This window comes from Streptomyces sp. AC512_CC834, from assembly GCF_019049325.1.
Classification (GTDB): Bacteria; Actinomycetota; Actinomycetes; order Streptomycetales; family Streptomycetaceae; genus Streptomyces.
In genome coordinates this window covers 73,391-90,181 of record NZ_JAGMUO010000051.1, presented here as the reverse complement: position 1 = coordinate 90,181, position 16,791 = coordinate 73,391, and the positions used below count along the sequence as shown (strand labels likewise).

Below are 16,791 nucleotides of genomic sequence, written 5' to 3'. Positions count from 1 at the left end.
CGAGCGCGTACGGCGCTCGTGCGTCACCTCGTTGAGTCCGGGAGACTCCGTGGCAGGGGCGAGGTGCTGAGAGGGCACCACAACATCAACTACGTCCTGCGCTCGGGCCCGGTCCTGGCATTGCTGCTGGGAGCCGTCCCTTTCGCCCGTTTCAAGTACCGCGTTCCGCTGCGGACCGTGGAGGTGGTGCCGCGCATCTGGCCGCGCGAGGCGGAGGTGCTCCGCGTCGTCTGCCGGTATCTGCGCGAGGTGCCGCCGTGCCTCGCCGACCTCGGAGACGGCTCCGTGCACCGGTACCGGATGGGCCGGGTGCTCAGCGACGGCGGCCCGCTCGAGAACGTGGGCGACGCACTCATGCGCTCGTTCGCGTCCTTCTTCGTCCGGACCGCGCGCGTCCCTGTCGCGGAACTGCCGGCCCGCCCCGAGGACTGGCCCGAGGACGGCGACACGCAGGGATTCCTGGACTGGCTGGTCCGCTTCACGGAGGAGCGGGTGCACGGTCCGAACCGGGACCGATTCGGCGCGCTCTTCGACGCCGTCGGCGTTCCCAAGGACGCGATGGCACGTTTCGCGGCCCATCATCGCTGCCGAACGTCGCGTCCGTTCCGGCTTCTGCACACGGATGTCCATCGGGCCAACATCATCGTGCGGGGCGGGCGGCTCACGGTGATCGACTGGGAACTGGCGATATTCGGTGATCCGCTGCACGATCTCGCGACCCACCTCGTGCGTATGGCGTACGACAAGCAGGAGCAGGTCCGCATGACGGAGCTGTGGGCCGAGGCCATGGTGAAGGCCGGGTTCGCCCCGCTGACCGCCGGACTGCACGAAGACCTCCCTACCTACGTCGCGTTCGAGTACGCGCAGTCGGTCTTCACGGATGTCCTGCGTGCGGCGACCGACCTTCCCGAGGACGCGGACGGGGACGCGGACCACTTCCAGGCCGCCGCGGACCGGGTTCAGCGCGCGATACGGCGGGCCCGTGAGCCACTCAGGCTGGTCGACGTGCCGGGCCGGGAACAGATCGTGGAGGCGCTGCGCGCCTGGCACGGCAAGCGGGCCGAGTGACTCCTGCCCTCTTCCTGTCCACCCCGGCACCGGGCACCATGGGCCGGCTTGGCCGAACGCGCCAGCGGTTGGGGGGACTTGGTGGTGTCGGAGGGCGGATCCTCGCTGCGCGGCAGGATGGCGGCGCGCTGGAGTCGTGCCGAGACGACGGTGACCAAGGGCCTGCTCCTGGCCGTCTTCGTCGTCGGGCTGGTGGCCCAGTTCGTCAAACCGGTGGGCGACGCGCTGGAAGGCAAGACCTACATCGGCGGAGCGCTGCTCAGCATCGTGGGGTACGTGCTCTATGCCGAGGTGCTGCGGCTGAACACGGCGCACGACACCCAGCGGGAGGCGGCGGGGCATCTGCACGAGACCGTCCGGCGGCTGAGTGACGAGGTCCGGGACCTGACCACGCGGCTGCGCCCGCAGTCGGGCGAGGAGGCCACGGGGCAGCAGTTGATGGAGGAGTGCGCGCAGACCGTCCGGCAGGGCGGTGCCGTGGAGCTGTGGGGGATGTGCTTCACCGGGGAGACCTTCGTCGAACCGCTGAGGAGAGTGCTGGAGGAGCTGCCTCCCGATCCATCGAGGTCCGTGTCCGTCCGCATCCTGGTTCCGGACTTCACGCGGCCCGTCGAAGTCCCCGGCCTGGTGCGGGGCGCGGACGGGAAACTGGCGGACGCGCCCGGTTTCCGCCGGTACCTGGTCGAGAAGATCACGGGATACGAGCGCGGTCTCGAGACAATGCGGGGCAGGATGCTCCGCAAGGCGCAGGGCACGCTGTCCGTCGAGTTCCGGGCGGTGCACATGTCGCCCTTCCTCAAGCTGTACGTCATCGGCGACGAAGTGATCTTTGAGGGGATCTACGACAAGATCGACGTGAGACCGGACGAGTACCGCGCTCCCGTTTCGGCCCCGTCGCGATCGGAAGCCGACGACGACCAGTTGCTCGACCTCATCGGGCACGGTTCCCTGCTGACCCGCTGGAGCCGGTACGACGGTGAGCGGGGACGGGACGTCGTGGCACGCAGGCGCGCCTTCTTCGGCATCCTCTGGGACGCGGCCAGACCCGTGCGGTCGGAGTCCGTCGACGACGTCGCCGGTGCGTAGGCTCGCCCCATGAGCGCCCCCGGTCTGCGAGAACGCAAGAAGCAGCGGATGTTCCAGACGCTGTCGGACGTCGCGGTCGAACTCTTCCTGGAGAAGGGCTTCGACGCGGTGTCCGTCGCGGAGGTGGCCGCCGCGGCCGAGGTGTCCAAGCCGACGCTCTTCCGGTACTTCCCGGCGAAGGAGGACCTCGTCCTGCACCGCATCGCCGACCACGAGGACGAGGCGGCCCGGGTGGCGCGGGAGGGGCCGGCGCCGATCGAGGCGCTGCGGCGGCACTTCCTGGCCGGGCTGGAGCGGGGCGACCCGGTGACCGGGCTCAACGGGCATCCCGCGGTACTCGCCTTCCACCGGCTGCTCTACGGCACTCCCGCCCTGGTCGCCCGGATGCACACGCAGCTCGAGCGCTCCGAGGCCGCGCTCGCCGAGGCGCTCGGCGGCAACCTGGAGGCCAGACTGGCCGCCGGTCAGATCATCGCCGTACAGCGGATCCTGGCACTGGAGAACTGGCGACGGATCGCGGCCGGGGAGCGGGTCGAGGACGTGCGGGGGGACGCGGTGGCGGCGGCGGAGCGGGCGTTCGCGGGACTGGCGGCGGGACTGGGGGAGAGGCTGGCGGTGGGGTCGTCGGGACCGGTGGGGCCGTCGGGTCCGTCGGGGACGGCCGGGCCGTCGGCGGGGTGAGGCGACTCGGCGAAGAGTGGGCCGGTGACGTCCTCCCGTGTCGGTCACCCTCACCCACGAGGCGCGGTCGCTGAGCAGCCACGCGGCCACCTCGGCGCGTTCACAGGGCTCCGGTTCACGGCGGCGGTCTCGGTGAGGCCCACGCAGACCTTCCGGCACCCGGTCGTCGAGGAGGTCACCGTCGACTGCGACTCGCTCACCCTCGACGACCGCGACCAGCGCCTCGTGCTCTACTCCGCACTCCGCACTCCGCACCGTCAGGATCCCCGGACGCCGAGGCTCCGGCGCTTCCGGACGTACTGGGGAACCAGGCGGAGCGGCCGGGGCCTAGGCCGTGAGCAGCCGCTCGCTCAGCTCCCAGAGCCGCCGCGCCGATGCGGGGTCGATCGCGTGGGGCACGACGGTGGCCGGGGGATTCTGTTCGGTGGCGAAGTCGATGGGTTTCGGATCCTCGTCCAGGGGCGAGACGTCGTTGTCCTTGAGGTAGACGCCGCCGATCTCGGCGAGCGCGGGGCTGGTCGCCGCGAAGACGCTGGTGGCGGCTCCCTGTCGCAGCGTCTTCTTCTCGCGGCCGGGGTCGATGACGGGCCGGCCGGACCGGTCGATCAGTCCCAGGTCCCGCAGCGCCTCGTCGCTCATCCAGGGCCCCCGCGCGTCTCCCTCGGCGCGCCAGGGCCCGAGGTTCGTACCGACGACGATGCCCGGGTGCACGGCGTAGCCGCGGATGCCCTCCGCGGCCAGGCGGCGGTCCAGCTCGACGGCGAACAGGACGTTGGCCGTCTTGGACTGGCCGTATCCCAGCATGCCCATGGCGTCGTAGCCGGTGGTGAAGTGCGGGTCGTCCCAGCGGATGTCGGAGAGCCGGTGGCCGCCGGACGTCAGGTTGACGACCCGGGCGCCGCCGCCGCCGACGCCGCCGGCGGCGCGCAGGGCGGGCAACAGGCCCAGGGTGAGCTGGAAGTGGCCCAGGTGATTGGTGGCGAACTGCGACTCGTAGCCGCGCGCGTCCCGGACCAGCGGGCCACCCATGAGACCGGCGTTGTTGAGGAGGACGTGCAGCGGACGGCCGGAGTCGAGGTACCGGGTGGCGAAGGCGTCGATCGACTTCGGGTCGAGGAGGTCGAGGCGGCCGGTTTCCACCCGTTCGATCCCGGCGAGCTTCGCCGCGGCGCGGTCGGGGTTGCGCGAGGCGACCGTGACGGACGCGCCGGCCCCGGCGAGTGCGCGGGTGGTCTCCAGGCCGAGGCCGTTGTGGCCGCCGGTGACGACGACATTGGTGCCCGAGAGGTCGATGCCCGCCAGGACCTCGTCGGTCGTGGACGCGGCCGTGAAGCCGGATCCGATCGGGTGCTGCCTGTGTGCGGTGGGGTGCGTCATGTCTCTACTCTGCGATCGGTCCCTCGGACTGTGAATGCTTGCCGATCCGTGTTTCTTGCGCGACAGTACGAGGGTGGTCGGCGATCAACTGTCCGAGGTGCTCGACCTCGTCGAGGTCCGCGGCGTGGTGTCGGGCGGGTTCGCCGTGCGGGGCCCCTGGGTGTCCCGCGCGGCGGTGGAAGGGCTGAAGTTCACCGCGATGGCGAGCGGCCGGGCCCTGCTGACCACCGAGGGCGTGCCGGAGCCGATCGCGCTCGAACCGGGCGACGTCGCCGTCCTGAACAACCGGTCGTGGCTGCGGCTGGAGGGCGGCACCGGCGACGGGCCACGCCGCGAGATCGTGCCCGAGGCCGACTTCACCTCCGCCCGCCTGATCGGCGGCGCCCCCGACACCGACGTCGTCGTCGGCGGCCATGTCGACCTCAACCCGGCCGGCCGGGCGCTGCTGCTGCAGGCGCTTCCGCCGGTGGCGCACGTCCGCGGGTCGGCCGCCGCCGCGACCAATCTGCGCGGCAGTCTCCACCGGCTGTTCGGCGAGGTGACCGGGGACCGCATGGGGTCCGCCTTCGCGATCCGCCAGCACGGCCAGCTCCTGCTGCTCGAGGTGCTGCGCGCCTACGTCGACCAGGCCGAGCTGCCTCCGGGCTGGCTGCGGCTGCTGACCGAGGAGAGGCTGCGGCCGGCGCTCGACCTCATCCACGCCGATCCCGGCAGGCCCTGGGGGCTGCGGGAACTGGCCCGCGCCGTGGCGATGTCGAGGACCTCGTTCGCGGAGTCCTTCCGCACCGTGGCGGGTGTCCCGCCGCTGACCTATCTCAGCCGCTGGCGGATGCTGCTGGCCCGGCGGGCCCTGCGCGACGACGACGTACCGGTCGCCTCCTTGGCGGCCGAGCTGGGGTATGCCTCGGCGAGCGCGTTCAGCAACGCGTTCAAACGGGAGGTCGGTCAGTCGCCGCTGCGCTACCGCTACAGCTACCGGGAGCGCCGGGAGCGTCAGGAACGGTCCGTTCGGATGTGACGGCGTCCAGGCGGCGCATGCGGCCCAGGAGCCGCAGGCGGCGCAGGCCGTCGTGGGAGGCGGTGCCGGGCGCGGCGGTCAGGGCGACGAGCTGCTGGTCCGGGTCGGCCGTGTCGGTGAGTGTGGACCAGTCGAGCGTGAGTTCGCCCGCCGTCGGGTGGCGCAGCGCCTTGGTGCCCGCGGTCCGTACGGCCACGCGGTGGTCGGCCCACCAGGTCCGGAAGTCCGGGTCCCGCACGGACAGCTCTTCCACCAGCGTCGTCAGCCGCGGATCCGCCGGGTCCCGAGCCGCCTCCATCCGCAGTTGCGCCACGCAGGCCCGCGCCATGTGGGGCCAGTCGGTGTACAGGGCCCGTACCACGGGATGGCAGAACACCAGGCGTACGAAGTTGCGTTCGTCCCGCGGAAGGAGCGCGAAGTCGGTGAACAGTGCGGCAGCCGGAGGGTTCCACGCCAGGATGTCGGTGCGTCGGCCGAGGACGAGGGCCGGGGTGTGGGTGAGATCGTCGAGCAGGCGCCGCAACGGGGGCCGGACCCGCTGGGCGGGCCGCCGGAGCGGTCGGCCGGCGTCCTTGCCCGACAGCTCGAAGAGGTAGGCACGCTCGTCCTCGCTGAGCCGCAGCGCGCGGGCGAGGGCGTCCAGCACCGGCTCGGAGGCCCGGCGCCGCCCCTGTTCCAGGCGGGTGTAGTAACCGGAGCTGATCGACGCCAACAGGGCGACCTCCTCGCGGCGCAGGCCCGGGACCCGGCGCCGTCCGTCGTCGGTGAGCCCGGCCGTCGCGGGGCTCAGCTCCTTGCGCCGGGCCTTGAGGAAGTCACCCAGTTCGCTGCTCATGCGGTCGAGTCTCGCACCGCGGGCCCGACCGGTGAGGGGGCCGGCATTGGCCCCTTATCCCGGCGCGCGGCACCTGCCAGGGTCGGGGCATGAAGACGGACGTCACGTTCCTTAGCAGCCATCTCGCACTCGCCGGGATCCTCTTCCTGCCCGACGCGCCCGACGCGCCCGACGCGCCCGACGCGCCCGACGGTGACCGGCTCCCGGCCGTCGTCGTCGGCCATCCCGGCGGCGGTGTCAAGGAGCAGACCGCGAGCGTCTACGCGGAGCGCCTGGCCCGCGAAGGCTTCGCCGTACTGGTCTTCGACGCCGCCCACCAGGGCGAGAGCGAGGGCGAACCACGCGGCCTGGAGAACCCCTTCCAGCGCGCGGAGGACATCAAGTCGGCCGTGAGCTTCCTGACCACCCGCGACGAGATCGACCCGGACCGTATCGGAGCCCTGGGCATCTGCGCCTCCGGCGGCTACGTCCCCTACGCCGCCCAGACCGACCTGCGTGTCAAGGCCGTCGCCACGGTCAGCGCGGTGGACCTGGGAGCGGTGATGCGCGACGGACTCGGCTCCGCCCAGGACCCACGGGCCCTGCGCGCCATGCTCGAACTCGCGGGTGCCGCACGCACCGCGGAGGCTCGCGGTGAGGGCGTTCCCCGGCAGGAGTGGATCACGGAGGCCGTGGACGCCGAGACCTACGAGTACTACCGCACCCCGCGCGGTCACCACCCCCGGGCGGTCCTGCCCTGGCCCGTCCGCAGCCTCGACCAGATCGTCCAGTACGACTCCTACGCCCTGGTCCACCTCATCTCGCCCCGCCCCCTGCTGATGATCGTCGGTTCCGAGGCCGACACGGCACACTTCAGCCGCGAAGCCGTCGAGAGGGCGGCCGAGCCCAAGGAACTCTTCGTCGTCGACGGCGGCACCCACGTCTCCCTCTACGACCGCGACGAGCACGTCACCCCGGCCGTCGCCAGACTCATCGCCTTCTTCGCCGGCCACCTCGCCGCCGCCCCCCGCCATCGGTTACGCGATCGGGCAGCCGGACGGTGTTCAACGAGGACCACGAAACGATGACACGAGATGATGACCGAGTAAGAAATTTAACCAGGTAACACAATGTCGGTAGGCTTGCTGGAATGACGTCTCCCGACCCCGCCCTCCAGCGCGCCCTCGACCGCGAGCGCGCCCACCACGAACACTGCCGCGCCGTCCTCACCGCCATGGTCGAGGGCGCCCAGGAACACGTCGTCACCGGCGAGGACGTCTCCGCCTCCGGAGCCGACGCCGAGGTCCTCGGGTACCGGCTGCGCAGCCGGGCCAAGGCGATGCGCGAACTGCCCGAGGGGCCGCTGTTCTTCGGCCGGCTGGACTTCGCGGAGACCGGGACGGAGGCCGGGATGGAGACCGGGATGGAGACCGGGGCGGAGACCGGGATGCAGGCCGGGATGCAGGCCGGGGCGGAGACCGGGACGGAGAACGCGCTGCACATCGGGCGGCTGCGGATCACCGAGCACCCCGCCGCCCCGCCCCTCGTCGTCGACTGGCGCGCCCCCGTCTCCCGCGCCTTCTACCAGGCCACCGCAGGCGACCCGCGCGGCGTCGCCGTCCGCCGCCGCTTCGGGTGGGCGCCCGGCAGCCACGGGCACTCGGCCGACCTCACCGGCCTCGAGGACGAGCACCTCGGCCGGGGCGAGTCCCGGGCCAGTGCCATCGTCGCCCGGGAGATCGAACGGCCCCGCGTCGGGCCCATGCGGGACATCGCCGCCACCATCCAGCCCGAGCAGGACGACCTCGTCCGCGCCGGCCTCACCGCCACCGTCTGCGTCCAGGGCGCCCCGGGCACCGGCAAGACCGCCGTCGGGCTGCACCGGGCCGCGTACCTCCTCTACACCCACCCGCAGCGCATCCAACGCGCCGGCCTGCTGATCCTCGGCCCCAACCCGACCTTCCTCTCCTACATCGCCGAAGTCCTCCCCGCCCTCGGCGAGACCGGCGTACGGCAGTCCACGCTGCCGCAGGAGATCGCCCGGCACCCGGTCACCGGCACCGACGGCGAACGGGCCGCCGCCGTCAAGCACGACGCCCGGACGGCCGAGGTACTGCGCCGCGCCCTGTACGCGCGCGTGGACCCCGACGCCGCCGGGCCCCTCGCCGTACCGGACGGCTCGTACCGCTGGCGCGTCCCCGCCGAGACGCTGGCCGGGATCGTCGCGGACGTCCGCGCGGAGCAACCGCCGTACACCGTCGGGCGCGAGCGGGTGCGGGCGCGGATCGTGCGGTACGTCCAGGAACGGGCCGAACGGCGCGCCGGACCGCAGAGCAACGCCTGGCTGCGCCGCGTCGAACGCGCCCGGCCGGTCGGCGCGTACCTCGACGCGGCCTGGCCCCGGGTGCGCCCGGAAGAGGTCGTCGCCCAACTGCTCGGCGACCCCGGATCGCTGGCGCGGGCCGCCGACGGGCTGCTGGACGACGACGAGCAGAAGGCGCTGCTGTGGACGGGCCGGGTGCCGCGCTCGTGGAAGTCGGCGCGCTGGTCCGCCGCCGACCTGGTCCTCCTCGACGAGGTCGCCGGACTCCTCGAACACCCTGAGGGCTACGGCCACATCGTCGTCGACGAGGCCCAGGACATCTCCCCGATGGAGTGCCGGGCCATCGCCCGCCGGTCCGCCTTCGGTTCGCTCACCGTCCTCGGCGATCTCGCCCAGGGGACCACACCGTGGGCCGCGCGGTCCTGGCGGACCGTCCTCGCGCACCTGGGCCGGCCGGACGCGGCCGTGGTGCCGCTGACCATCGGGTTCCGGGTGCCGAAGGAGGTCGTGGGCCTCACCAACCGGCTGCTGGCGCGCCTCGACGTGGACGTACCGGAGGCCCGTTCCCTGCGCGGCGACGGCGAGCTGAGACTGCGCGAGACCACGCCCGGCGCCCTGCCGGAGACGGTCGTGGACGCCGTACGGCACGCGCTCACCCGGGAGGGCTCGGTGGGTGTCGTCGCCGCCGACCCGGACGTACCCCGGCTGCGGGCGGCGCTCGACGCGGCCGGCATCGCGGCGTCGGGGGCCGAGACGCCGGGTGCCCGGGTGGCCGTCGTCCCGGCGAGCGTCGTCAAGGGCCTGGAGTACGACCACGTCGTCGCCGTCGAACCGGCGGCGATCGCGGCGGCCGAGGGCCCCTGGAATTCGCCGGGGCGGGGCCTGCACCGCCTGTACGTGGTGCTCACCCGCGCGGTGTCCCGGCTGGACGTGGTGCACACGCGGCCCCTGCCGTTCTGACGCGGCTGCCGCGGTGCGCGATGCAGGTCAGCGGCGGGGCAGTACGCCCAGGAGGGTCGCGGTCAGGGCCAGCTCCAAGTAGTCCTTCAGCTCCAGGTGGAAGCGGGCCAGGTCGGGCTCGGCCTGGTACGCCGCCCGCAGGCTGGGCGGGGGCGTGCTGTACGCCGACAGCGCGCCCGCCATGACCATGGTCTGCAAACTGAACAGCGTTGCGTTCTCGCCCAGCTCCGGCAGGTACTTCTGGATCAGGTCGGTCATGGTCGTCAGGCGGTCCAGGGAGGCACGTTTGTAGCGTGCTACGACCTCGACGGAGACGTTGTGCTCCAGGACGCTGCCCTGCGCGCCGAAGAGGTCGCACAGCACCACTCGGCCGGAGAGCGAGCTGCTGAGAATCCTGGCCACCGCTGCCGCTCGCTCGGCCATGGGCAGATTCTCGTCGACGTCGGCGGTCAACTCGCCTGCCAGTTCCGACAGCCACTCCAGCAGGAAGCGGTCCAGCAGTTCCAGCAGCACCGCCTCGCGGGACTCGAAGTAGCGCAGCACGTTCGGCTTCGCCAGGCCCACCCGGCGGCTGAGCTCGTTCAGGGTGACCGAGGCCACAGGCATCTCGTCGAGCATCGCCGACGCCGCGTCGAGGATCGCCCGCCGGCGGATCTCCCGCTGCTCTTCGGTCCGCGCCCGCTGGAAAGTCACGATCGCCAGCCTAGCTTAGGTACCTGCGGTACGTTGACAACGTACCGAAAGTACTTTAACGTCGCCGACACAAGATACCTTCGGTACGTTACTTGATCGGGAGCCTGACATGGGCGAGAAGTGGACGACGGCGAACATTCCGGACCAGCGCGGGCGGGTGGCCGTGGTGACCGGGGCCAACACCGGACTGGGGTACGAGACCGCCAAGGCGCTCGCCGAGCGCGGGGCGTCCGTGGTCCTCGCCGTGCGCAACGTCGAGAAGGGCGAGCAGGCCGCGGCCCGCATGACCGGCGACGTGACCGTGCAGGCGCTGGACCTGACCTCGCTCGACTCCGTCCGGACCGCGGCGGCGGCGCTGCGGTCCCGGCTCGGCCGGCTCGACCTGCTGATCAACAACGCCGGTGTGATGTACACCCCGAAGCAGACCACCCGCGACGGCTTCGAGACGCAGTTCGGCACCAACCACCTCGGCCACTTCGCGCTCACCGGGCTGCTGCTGGACCTGATGCTGCCGGTGCCCGGCTCGCGCGTGGTGACGGTCAGCAGCACCGGCCACCGCATCCGGGCCGCGATCCACTTCGACGACCTGCAGTGGGAACGGTCGTACGGCCGGGCCGCCGCCTATGGTCAGTCCAAGCTGGCCAACCTGATGTTCACGTACGAACTCCAGCGCCGGCTCGCCCAGCACGGCACCACCGTCGCGGTGGCCGCGCACCCCGGCATGTCCAGCACCGAACTCGCCCGCAACACCCCCGCGGCCCTCCGGCTTCCGCTCACCTGGCTCGCGCCGCTGATCACCCAGACACCGGCGATGGGCGCGCTGCCGACCCTGCGCGCCGCCACCGACCCGGCCGTGCTCGGCGGCCAGTACTACGGCCCCGGCGGACGCAACGAGATCAAGGGCCACCCCCGGCTGGTCACGTCCAGCCCACAGTCGTACGAGGCAGCCGTCCAGCAGCGGCTGTGGGCCGCCTCCGAGGACCTCACCGGGGTGAGGTTCCCGGTTGGTCCGGTCTCAGGGAAGGTGAACCACTGAGAGGGGTCGCCTCCGGCGCCGCCGTCTCCACCAGCCCACGTAGTCCCGTGAAAGCCGCGCTGTGCGGATGCAGCAGGTCTACGCAGTTGGATCGGGACGAGACCACTCACGTGAGTGACAGCCTCCGCAGTCTCAGCCAAGCTCCCGTGGCCCGTAGACGGCGTGGCCCGTGCCGGTAGCAAGTGCCCAGTAACGATCGCCGTAGGACCAGTGCCACCACTCGGTCGGATAGTTGACCAGGCCCACCCCAGTCAGGGCCTCAGTGAGGATCTGCCGGTTGCCACGTGCCTCCGAACCGATGTTGCGGGCGGCGGTGTAGCAGGCACCCTCACTCACCTCCGGGCTGGCATCCACCGGCGTTCCCATGTCGAGTTCCTTGCCATCGGCGGCGACGAGAGTCAGGTCGACGGCAGCGCCGGCGCTGTGCGGGGCGATTTGCGGGGGAGACACGAACCGGCTTGCGGCAGCACGGACCTGTTCCGAGGACCAGCCGGGGTTGTCGCTCCGGAGACTTTCGGCGTATCGCTCGAAGTAGAAACGTTGCAGCGCAGGCGGTCGGTACCCCTCGATGAACAGCAAGCGGATGCCGTCTGGCAGAAGTTTCCGGGCATCGACAAGGCGGCTGAGGACCCCCTGGCGCAGGTGTGCGAAGGCCCCGGAATCGTCCTGCTCGCGAGTGTCGACGGGGAAGGGATCGTGACGTCGGACATCAAGGAGCGGTTCGTCGCAGTCCTTCACCGGTATGGCTGCGATCTTCGGATCTGACATCAAGACGATCTCGGTCATGGACTGATCATCGCGTACCGACCTCGACGGCATCCGCTCATCCGCCTGATCAGAATCGCTGGGACTCGGCGCCTCGGCCCGCACGTCTGATGGGACTCGGACTCCGTATCTTCACTGGGACGGGATTGACCCGGCACTGGATGCGGCGGTCGCCGGTGGGCGCACTATTGCAAGCAAGGTGCTTGCAATAGTTAGCGAGGTGTTGCATGGTGGAGGCATGGCAACGCTCAACGTCGGCAATCTGGGTGAGTACCTGCGCGAGCAGCGGCGCAACGCGCAGCTTTCGCTGCGCCAGCTCGCCGATGCCGCGGGCGTGTCCAACCCGTACCTGAGCCAGATCGAGCGCGGGCTGCGCAAGCCGAGCGCGGAGGTGCTCCAGCAGGTCGCCAAGGCGCTGCGCATCTCCGCCGAGACGCTGTATGTCCGCGCCGGGATTCTCGACGCCGAGCGGGACCGGGACGACGTGGAGACGCGTGCGGTCATCCTCGCCGACCCCTCGCTGAACGAGGGGCAGAAGCAGGTGCTGCTCCAGGTCTACGAATCCTTCCGCAAGGAGAACGGGTTCGGGGCCGACGGGGAGGCGGGAGCGGACACGGGCGCGGACAGCCGCGCGGCTGCGGACGGCGGGGCCTCCATACCGGGCACCGGCCCCCGTACGACCGGCGGCAGTGACGCCGGCCCGCGACAGACGGCCGGATGACCTGAGCGGCGGGCGGCAGACGGCAGTCGGCCGGGCGGACGCGAGACCACTATAAAACCCTCAGACGAACGAACGTAATTCCGGAGGACCATCACCATGGCCATCACCGACGACCTGCGCAAGACCTTCAGCGACCCCACCCCGCTCTACTTCGCCGCCGGCACCGCCGACCTTGCCTTCCAGCAGGCCAAGAAGGTGCCGGTGCTGGTGGAGCAGTTGCGGGCCGAGGCCCCGGCGCGTATCGACGCCGTGCGCAACACCGACCCGAAGGCCGTCCAGGAGAAGGCGACGGCCCGCGTCAAGGAGACCCAGGGGAGCCTCCAGACCAAGGCCAACGAGCTCTTCGGCTCCCTCGACGCCGACTTCAAGAAGCTCGGCGAGAGTGCCCAGGACCTCGCGCTGCGCTCGGTCGGCGTCGCCGCCGAGTACGCCGTCAAGGCCCGGGAGACCTACGAGAAGGTCGCCGAGCGCGGCGAGCACGCGGTGCGCACCTGGCGCGGCCAGGCCGCCGACGGCATCGAGGATCTCGCCGAGGACGTGGAGGACTTCGCCGTGGCCGTCGAGCCGGCGAAGCCCGCGCAGGCCAAGTCCGAGGCCGCCAAGCCCGCGCCGGTCAGGCCCGCGCCTGCCAAGCCCGGGCCGGTCGAGGTCACGGAGGGCAAGCCCGCCGCGGCGAAGAAGACCCCCGCCCCGCGCAAGGCCCCGGCCAAGAAGAGCACCACCGCCAAGAAGACGACGCCGCCCGCCAAGTAGGGGCCGGGGCACGACGAGTGAGGGAACGGAACGGGCCGGGCACCCTTGGGGTGTCCGGCCCGTTGTACGGGTACGGTGACCGCGTAATGATGACGAGCCGATTCTGGTGGTGGACGTTGTGCTGATGCAGGGGTTCGCAGGCTTCATGTGGCTGCTGAGCATCGCCCTGATCCTTTTCAGCGGCTTCGCTTTGATCGACGCCGCCACGCGCCGCGAGGACGCCTACCGCGCGGCCGACAAGAAGACCAAGCCGTTCTGGCTGATCATCCTCGGGATCGCCTTCGTGGTGAACCTGATCTTCAACATCCTGTCGTTCCTGCCGATCATCGGTCTCATCGCGACGATCGTGTACATGGTCGACGTACGGCCCGCACTGCGCGGCCTGCCGGGCGGCGGCCGCAGCAGCCGCCGCGGCTCCAGCAGCGACGGCCCGTACGGCCCGTACAACGGCGGACGCTGAGGATGTGAGACGGACCCGGGCGGCTCAGGCCGTCCGGTCCAGCAGGACCACCGCCAGGTCGTCCGCCAGTTCGCCGCCGTTGAGCTCGCGGACCTCGTTGACCGTCGCCCGCAGCAGCTCCTCGCCCTGGAGGCCCCCGGCGAGCTGGCGGCGGACCATCTCCACCATGCCGTCCTGGCCGAGCCGCTCGCGGCCCTCGCCGACGTGGCCCTCGATCAGGCCGTCGGTGTAGAGCATCAGGCTCCACTCGGTGCCCAGCTCCACCTGCATCCGCGGCCAGCGGGCGCCGGGCAGCAGCCCCAGCGCCGGGCCGTTGTTGTCGTAGGGCAGCAGGCGGGCCGGCGTGCCCGGGCCGGCGATCAGCGGGGACGGGTGCCCGGCCAGGCACAGGCCGGCGCTGCGGCCGTCCGGAGCTATGTCCACGGCGCACAGGGTCGCGAAGATCTCGTCGTCCGAGCGCTCGTGCTCCAGCACCTGCTGGAGCGTGCCGAGCAGCTCGTCGCCGCACAGCCCCGCCAGGGTCAGCGCCCGCCAGGCGATCCGCAGCTCCACACCGAGGGCCGCCTCGTCCGGACCGTGCCCGCAGACGTCGCCGATCATGGCGTGCACGGTGCCGTCCGGGGTGCGGACGACGTCGTAGAAGTCGCCGCCGAGCAGGGCACGCGAGCGGCCCGGCCGGTAGCGGGCGGCGAAGCGCAGCGGAGAGCCGGCCAGCAGCGGGGTCGGCAGCAGGCCGCGTTCCAGACGGCGGTTCTCCTGCGCCCGCATCCGGCCCTCGGCCAGGCGCCGCTCCGCCGAGTCGGACCGCTTGCGCTCGACGGCGTAGCGGATCGCCCGGCTCAGCAGCCGGCCGTCCAGCTCGTCGCGGAACAGGTAGTCCTGCGCGCCGACCGCCACGGCCTCGGCGCCGCGCTCGGCGTCGCTGGAGGAGGTGAGCGCGAGCACGGCGTGCCGGGGTGCCAGCTCCAGTACGTCCCTGAGTACCGCCAGCTCGTCCGCGCCCTCGGCGTCACTGTTGCCGGCGGGGGCCGACAGGGCGAGGTCCAGCAGGATGCAGTGGACGTCGTCGGTCAGCAGCCGCTCGGCCTCGGTGAGGTTGCGTGCGGTGCGGACGCGGATCGGCTTGCCGGCCTGGTCGATCAGGTCGGGCACGATGGGCGAGCCGGCCGGATCGTCCTCGATCAGCAGTACTGTCAGGTTTGTGGGGGTGCTGCTCTCGCGGCGGTCTGTGCGCGGGACGGCCGTGTGTGGGGCCGTGCTCTTGTCCGGGGTGCGGTCCGGGGTCCGGTCCGTGCTGGTGTCCGTGGGCTTCTCGCGCTTCTCCGTGGGGTTCTCTCGCTGACTGGTGGGGTTCTCGGCCGGGTTCGTCCCGGGCGGGGCCTGTTCCTTGGAAGGGCCGCTGTCCGGGGACGCGGCGGGCGCCTGACCACACTCCGCGGCCGGGATCGCCCTCTGCCGCGGTACGGGTACGGGCATTGTCTTGGTTCCTTCCCTCCCCCCGAGGGCATAGCGGGGCGAGGGACCTCGACCCACCGACGGGGACCATAGCGGGTGACCCGGCCGCTGCGGAATGGTCCAGAACACGTCGGGCGGCCAACGGCCACTGTCATATGCCGCGTTATCCCCCGCAGTTGGACACGTCGGCCGGGGGCCGGGAATGACGAACGTCACGCGGGGCGGGGCGCCGGGCGTGGACTGGGTCACGTGGCCCGTTTCACGTGCGTGGCGCGTGGCGCGTGGCCCGCGTCACTCCTCCGGTGCCGATGTCGATGCCGATGCCGGGTCCTGGTCCTGGTCCTGGCCGGGGTCTGCGTCCGGGGCCTGCGTCGTGTCCGGCCGGACCACGCCGAGGATGGGCATCGTGCCCGCCCCCGTGATGGTGATCGAGCGCCCGGGACGCGGGGCGTGCACGACGGAGCCGTCGCCCACGTACATGCCGACGTGGCTGGCGTCGTCGAAGTAGATGATCAGGTCGCCGGGGCGCATGTCCTCGACGTCGACGCGCTTGAGCTGCTTCCACTGCTCCTGCGAGGTGCGCGGGATCGTCTGCCCGGCCGCCACCCATGCCTGGGAGGTCAGGCCGGAGCAGTCGTAGGACTTCGGGCCCTCGGCGCCCCACTGGTACGGCTTGCCGATCTGGGCGGTGGCGTACTCGACCGCCTTGCGTCCCCGCTCGGTCGCCCTGGCGTCGAGGTCCTTGAGGATGCCGGAGTCGAGCCATGCGGTCTGGGCCTTGGCCTGGGCCTCCCGCTCCAGCTTGGCGAGGCGCTCCTTCTCCTCCTTGGCCAGCTCGGACTCCAGCTTCTCGGCCGCCGCGATCTGCTTCTCGATCTTCTTCTGGGCGGTGGCCTTGGCCTTGCGGTTCGCCTCCAGCTCCTTGAAGTGGGCGGAGGCGTCCGCCGCGTAGGTCTTGAGGTCCTCCTGGGCGCGGGTCAGCTCGCCGAGCAGACCCTTGGTGGCGCGCTGCCCCTGGATCACCCGGCCGGTGCCGTCGAGGAAGTCCTCGGGGTCGTCGCTCAGGATCAGCTTGGCCCCGTCGGGCAGGCCGCCGGTGCGGTACTGGGCGCGGGCCGCGGCTCCGGCACGGTCCTTGAGCCCGTCCAGCTTCTCTTGGCCCTTGACGATCTTCTTGGCCAGTTCGACGATCTCGGCGTTCTGCTTCTCGGCCTTCTCCTCGGCGGCGTTGTACTCGTCCGTGGCAGAGGCCGCCGCGCGGTAGAGCTTGTCGAGCTTCTTGCGTACGGCTTCCAGGTCCTTGCCGGGTGTGGTGGCGGCCGGGGTGGCGGAGGCGCTGGGGGTGCCGGGCGCGCTCGATGACGGTGTGGGTCCGGGATCCGCGAACGCCGTGCCGGGTGCCGCCAGCACGGTGACCGCGCAGACCACGGTCACGGCAGCGGTCGTCAAGCCATGCTTCCCCGTGCGCATACCTCGCCCCCAAACTGATTAACCGTCAGTAACATAGCCCGCTCGGGGGATCGTGCCATGCCGGCGCGGAAAGCGACAGAGGCCGTGCTTCCCTCCTGCTTCCCCCCGCTG

Annotated in this window: 16 protein-coding genes; 10 read left to right on the top strand and 6 right to left on the bottom strand. The window is 71.6% G+C overall.

Annotated features, from left to right (window positions below):
* Nucleotides 1–63 precede the first annotated feature (63 nt).
* From KUM40_RS19415 to KUM40_RS19405, 3 genes are read left to right on the top strand one after another with little or no spacing between them, the layout of a single operon-like run.
* Complete coding sequence (locus KUM40_RS19415; protein WP_308401188.1) at nucleotides 64–1,068, top strand: phosphotransferase; 1,005 nt, start codon at nucleotides 64–66, stop codon at nucleotides 1,066–1,068.
* A gap of 48 nt (nucleotides 1,069–1,116) precedes the next feature.
* Nucleotides 1,117–2,154: an ATP/GTP-binding protein gene (locus KUM40_RS19410; RefSeq protein WP_254395328.1), complete on the top strand. Its 1,038-nt coding sequence runs from the start codon at nucleotides 1,117–1,119 to the stop codon at nucleotides 2,152–2,154.
* 9 nt (nucleotides 2,155–2,163) lie between these two features.
* Entirely contained in the window at nucleotides 2,164–2,835 is a 672-nt protein-coding gene (locus KUM40_RS19405; protein WP_254395327.1) for a TetR/AcrR family transcriptional regulator, read from the top strand.
* 327 nt (nucleotides 2,836–3,162) lie between these two features.
* On the opposite strand, the gene KUM40_RS19400 is transcribed toward KUM40_RS19405, so the two are convergent.
* The gene (locus KUM40_RS19400) at nucleotides 3,163–4,212 is read right to left on the bottom strand and encodes an SDR family NAD(P)-dependent oxidoreductase (protein ID WP_217167260.1); all 1,050 of its coding nucleotides are present in this window, start codon (nucleotides 4,210–4,212) and stop codon (nucleotides 3,163–3,165) included.
* Between the two features lie 73 nt (nucleotides 4,213–4,285).
* On the opposite strand from KUM40_RS19400, the gene KUM40_RS19395 reads away from it, so the two are divergent.
* A complete protein-coding gene (locus tag KUM40_RS19395; protein WP_217167304.1) occupies nucleotides 4,286–5,230 on the top strand; it encodes an AraC family transcriptional regulator in 945 nt (314 codons plus the stop codon).
* Here the strand turns inward: KUM40_RS19395 and KUM40_RS19390 are convergent.
* On the bottom strand, nucleotides 5,142–6,065 hold the full coding sequence (locus KUM40_RS19390; RefSeq protein ID WP_217167259.1) for a helix-turn-helix domain-containing protein: 924 nt from the start codon (nucleotides 6,063–6,065) through the stop codon (nucleotides 5,142–5,144). The genes KUM40_RS19395 and KUM40_RS19390 overlap by 89 nt on opposite strands.
* A gap of 89 nt (nucleotides 6,066–6,154) precedes the next feature.
* Here KUM40_RS19390 and KUM40_RS19385 point away from each other — a divergent pair, with 89 nt between their 5' ends.
* Nucleotides 6,155–7,132: an alpha/beta hydrolase gene (locus KUM40_RS19385; protein WP_217167258.1), complete on the top strand. Its 978-nt coding sequence runs from the start codon at nucleotides 6,155–6,157 to the stop codon at nucleotides 7,130–7,132.
* Nucleotides 7,133–7,194: 62 nt separating this feature from the next.
* Complete coding sequence (locus tag KUM40_RS19380; RefSeq protein ID WP_217167257.1) at nucleotides 7,195–9,327, top strand: AAA family ATPase; 2,133 nt, start codon at nucleotides 7,195–7,197, stop codon at nucleotides 9,325–9,327.
* Between the two features lie 27 nt (nucleotides 9,328–9,354).
* Here KUM40_RS19380 and KUM40_RS19375 read toward each other — a convergent pair whose 3' ends face one another.
* The gene (locus KUM40_RS19375; RefSeq protein WP_217167256.1) at nucleotides 9,355–10,020 is read right to left on the bottom strand and encodes a TetR/AcrR family transcriptional regulator; all 666 of its coding nucleotides are present in this window, start codon (nucleotides 10,018–10,020) and stop codon (nucleotides 9,355–9,357) included.
* 109 nt (nucleotides 10,021–10,129) lie between these two features.
* Here KUM40_RS19375 and KUM40_RS19370 point away from each other — a divergent pair, with 109 nt between their 5' ends.
* Nucleotides 10,130–11,056, top strand: a complete 927-nt coding sequence (locus tag KUM40_RS19370; protein WP_217167255.1) for an SDR family NAD(P)-dependent oxidoreductase — start codon at nucleotides 10,130–10,132, stop codon at nucleotides 11,054–11,056.
* Nucleotides 11,057–11,188: 132 nt separating this feature from the next.
* Here the strand turns inward: KUM40_RS19370 and KUM40_RS19365 are convergent, their stop codons facing one another.
* Entirely contained in the window at nucleotides 11,189–11,842 is a 654-nt protein-coding gene (locus tag KUM40_RS19365; protein WP_217167254.1) for a M15 family metallopeptidase, read from the bottom strand.
* 217 nt (nucleotides 11,843–12,059) lie between these two features.
* On the opposite strand from KUM40_RS19365, the gene KUM40_RS19360 reads away from it, so the two are divergent.
* The 3 genes from KUM40_RS19360 (at nucleotide 12,060) to KUM40_RS19350 (ending at nucleotide 13,755) form a co-directional block, all read left to right on the top strand.
* Nucleotides 12,060–12,542 carry a helix-turn-helix domain-containing protein gene (locus KUM40_RS19360; RefSeq protein WP_217167253.1) on the top strand — a complete coding sequence of 161 codons (483 nt, stop codon included), beginning with the start codon at nucleotides 12,060–12,062 and terminating at the stop codon, nucleotides 12,540–12,542.
* Nucleotides 12,543–12,638: 96 nt separating this feature from the next.
* Complete coding sequence (locus tag KUM40_RS19355) at nucleotides 12,639–13,295, top strand: hypothetical protein (protein WP_217167252.1); 657 nt, start codon at nucleotides 12,639–12,641, stop codon at nucleotides 13,293–13,295.
* Nucleotides 13,296–13,419: 124 nt separating this feature from the next.
* Complete coding sequence (locus KUM40_RS19350; RefSeq protein WP_217167251.1) at nucleotides 13,420–13,755, top strand: DUF2516 family protein; 336 nt, start codon at nucleotides 13,420–13,422, stop codon at nucleotides 13,753–13,755.
* 24 nt (nucleotides 13,756–13,779) lie between these two features.
* On the opposite strand, the gene KUM40_RS19345 is transcribed toward KUM40_RS19350, so the two are convergent.
* Together KUM40_RS19345 and KUM40_RS19340 are read right to left on the bottom strand one after the other, a co-directional pair.
* A complete protein-coding gene (locus KUM40_RS19345) occupies nucleotides 13,780–15,231 on the bottom strand; it encodes a PP2C family protein-serine/threonine phosphatase (RefSeq protein ID WP_217167250.1) in 1,452 nt (483 codons plus the stop codon).
* A gap of 270 nt (nucleotides 15,232–15,501) precedes the next feature.
* Nucleotides 15,502–16,680 (bottom strand): C40 family peptidase, encoded by a 1,179-nt coding sequence (locus KUM40_RS19340; protein WP_217167249.1) that lies wholly within the window; start codon nucleotides 16,678–16,680, stop codon nucleotides 15,502–15,504.
* Nucleotides 16,681–16,791: the final 111 nt, after the last annotated feature.

Excerpts from the sequence above, each read along its gene's own strand:
- KUM40_RS19405 (WP_254395327.1), top strand. The coding sequence starts at position 2,164 with ATGAGCGCCCCCGGTCTGCGAGAACGCAAGAAGCAGCGGATGTTCCAG.
- KUM40_RS19400 (WP_217167260.1), bottom strand. The coding sequence starts at position 4,212 with ATGACGCACCCCACCGCACACAGGCAGCACCCGATCGGATCCGGCTTC.
- KUM40_RS19390 (WP_217167259.1), bottom strand. The coding sequence starts at position 6,065 with ATGAGCAGCGAACTGGGTGACTTCCTCAAGGCCCGGCGCAAGGAGCTG.
- KUM40_RS19385 (WP_217167258.1), top strand. The coding sequence starts at position 6,155 with ATGAAGACGGACGTCACGTTCCTTAGCAGCCATCTCGCACTCGCCGGG.
- KUM40_RS19380 (WP_217167257.1), top strand. The coding sequence starts at position 7,195 with ATGACGTCTCCCGACCCCGCCCTCCAGCGCGCCCTCGACCGCGAGCGC.
- KUM40_RS19370 (WP_217167255.1), top strand. The coding sequence starts at position 10,130 with ATGGGCGAGAAGTGGACGACGGCGAACATTCCGGACCAGCGCGGGCGG.
- KUM40_RS19365 (WP_217167254.1), bottom strand. The coding sequence starts at position 11,842 with ATGACCGAGATCGTCTTGATGTCAGATCCGAAGATCGCAGCCATACCG.
- KUM40_RS19360 (WP_217167253.1), top strand. The coding sequence starts at position 12,060 with ATGGCAACGCTCAACGTCGGCAATCTGGGTGAGTACCTGCGCGAGCAG.
- KUM40_RS19355 (WP_217167252.1), top strand. The coding sequence starts at position 12,639 with ATGGCCATCACCGACGACCTGCGCAAGACCTTCAGCGACCCCACCCCG.
- KUM40_RS19350 (WP_217167251.1), top strand. The coding sequence starts at position 13,420 with ATGCAGGGGTTCGCAGGCTTCATGTGGCTGCTGAGCATCGCCCTGATC.
- KUM40_RS19345 (WP_217167250.1), bottom strand. The coding sequence starts at position 15,231 with ATGCCCGTACCCGTACCGCGGCAGAGGGCGATCCCGGCCGCGGAGTGT.
- KUM40_RS19340 (WP_217167249.1), bottom strand. The coding sequence starts at position 16,680 with ATGCGCACGGGGAAGCATGGCTTGACGACCGCTGCCGTGACCGTGGTC.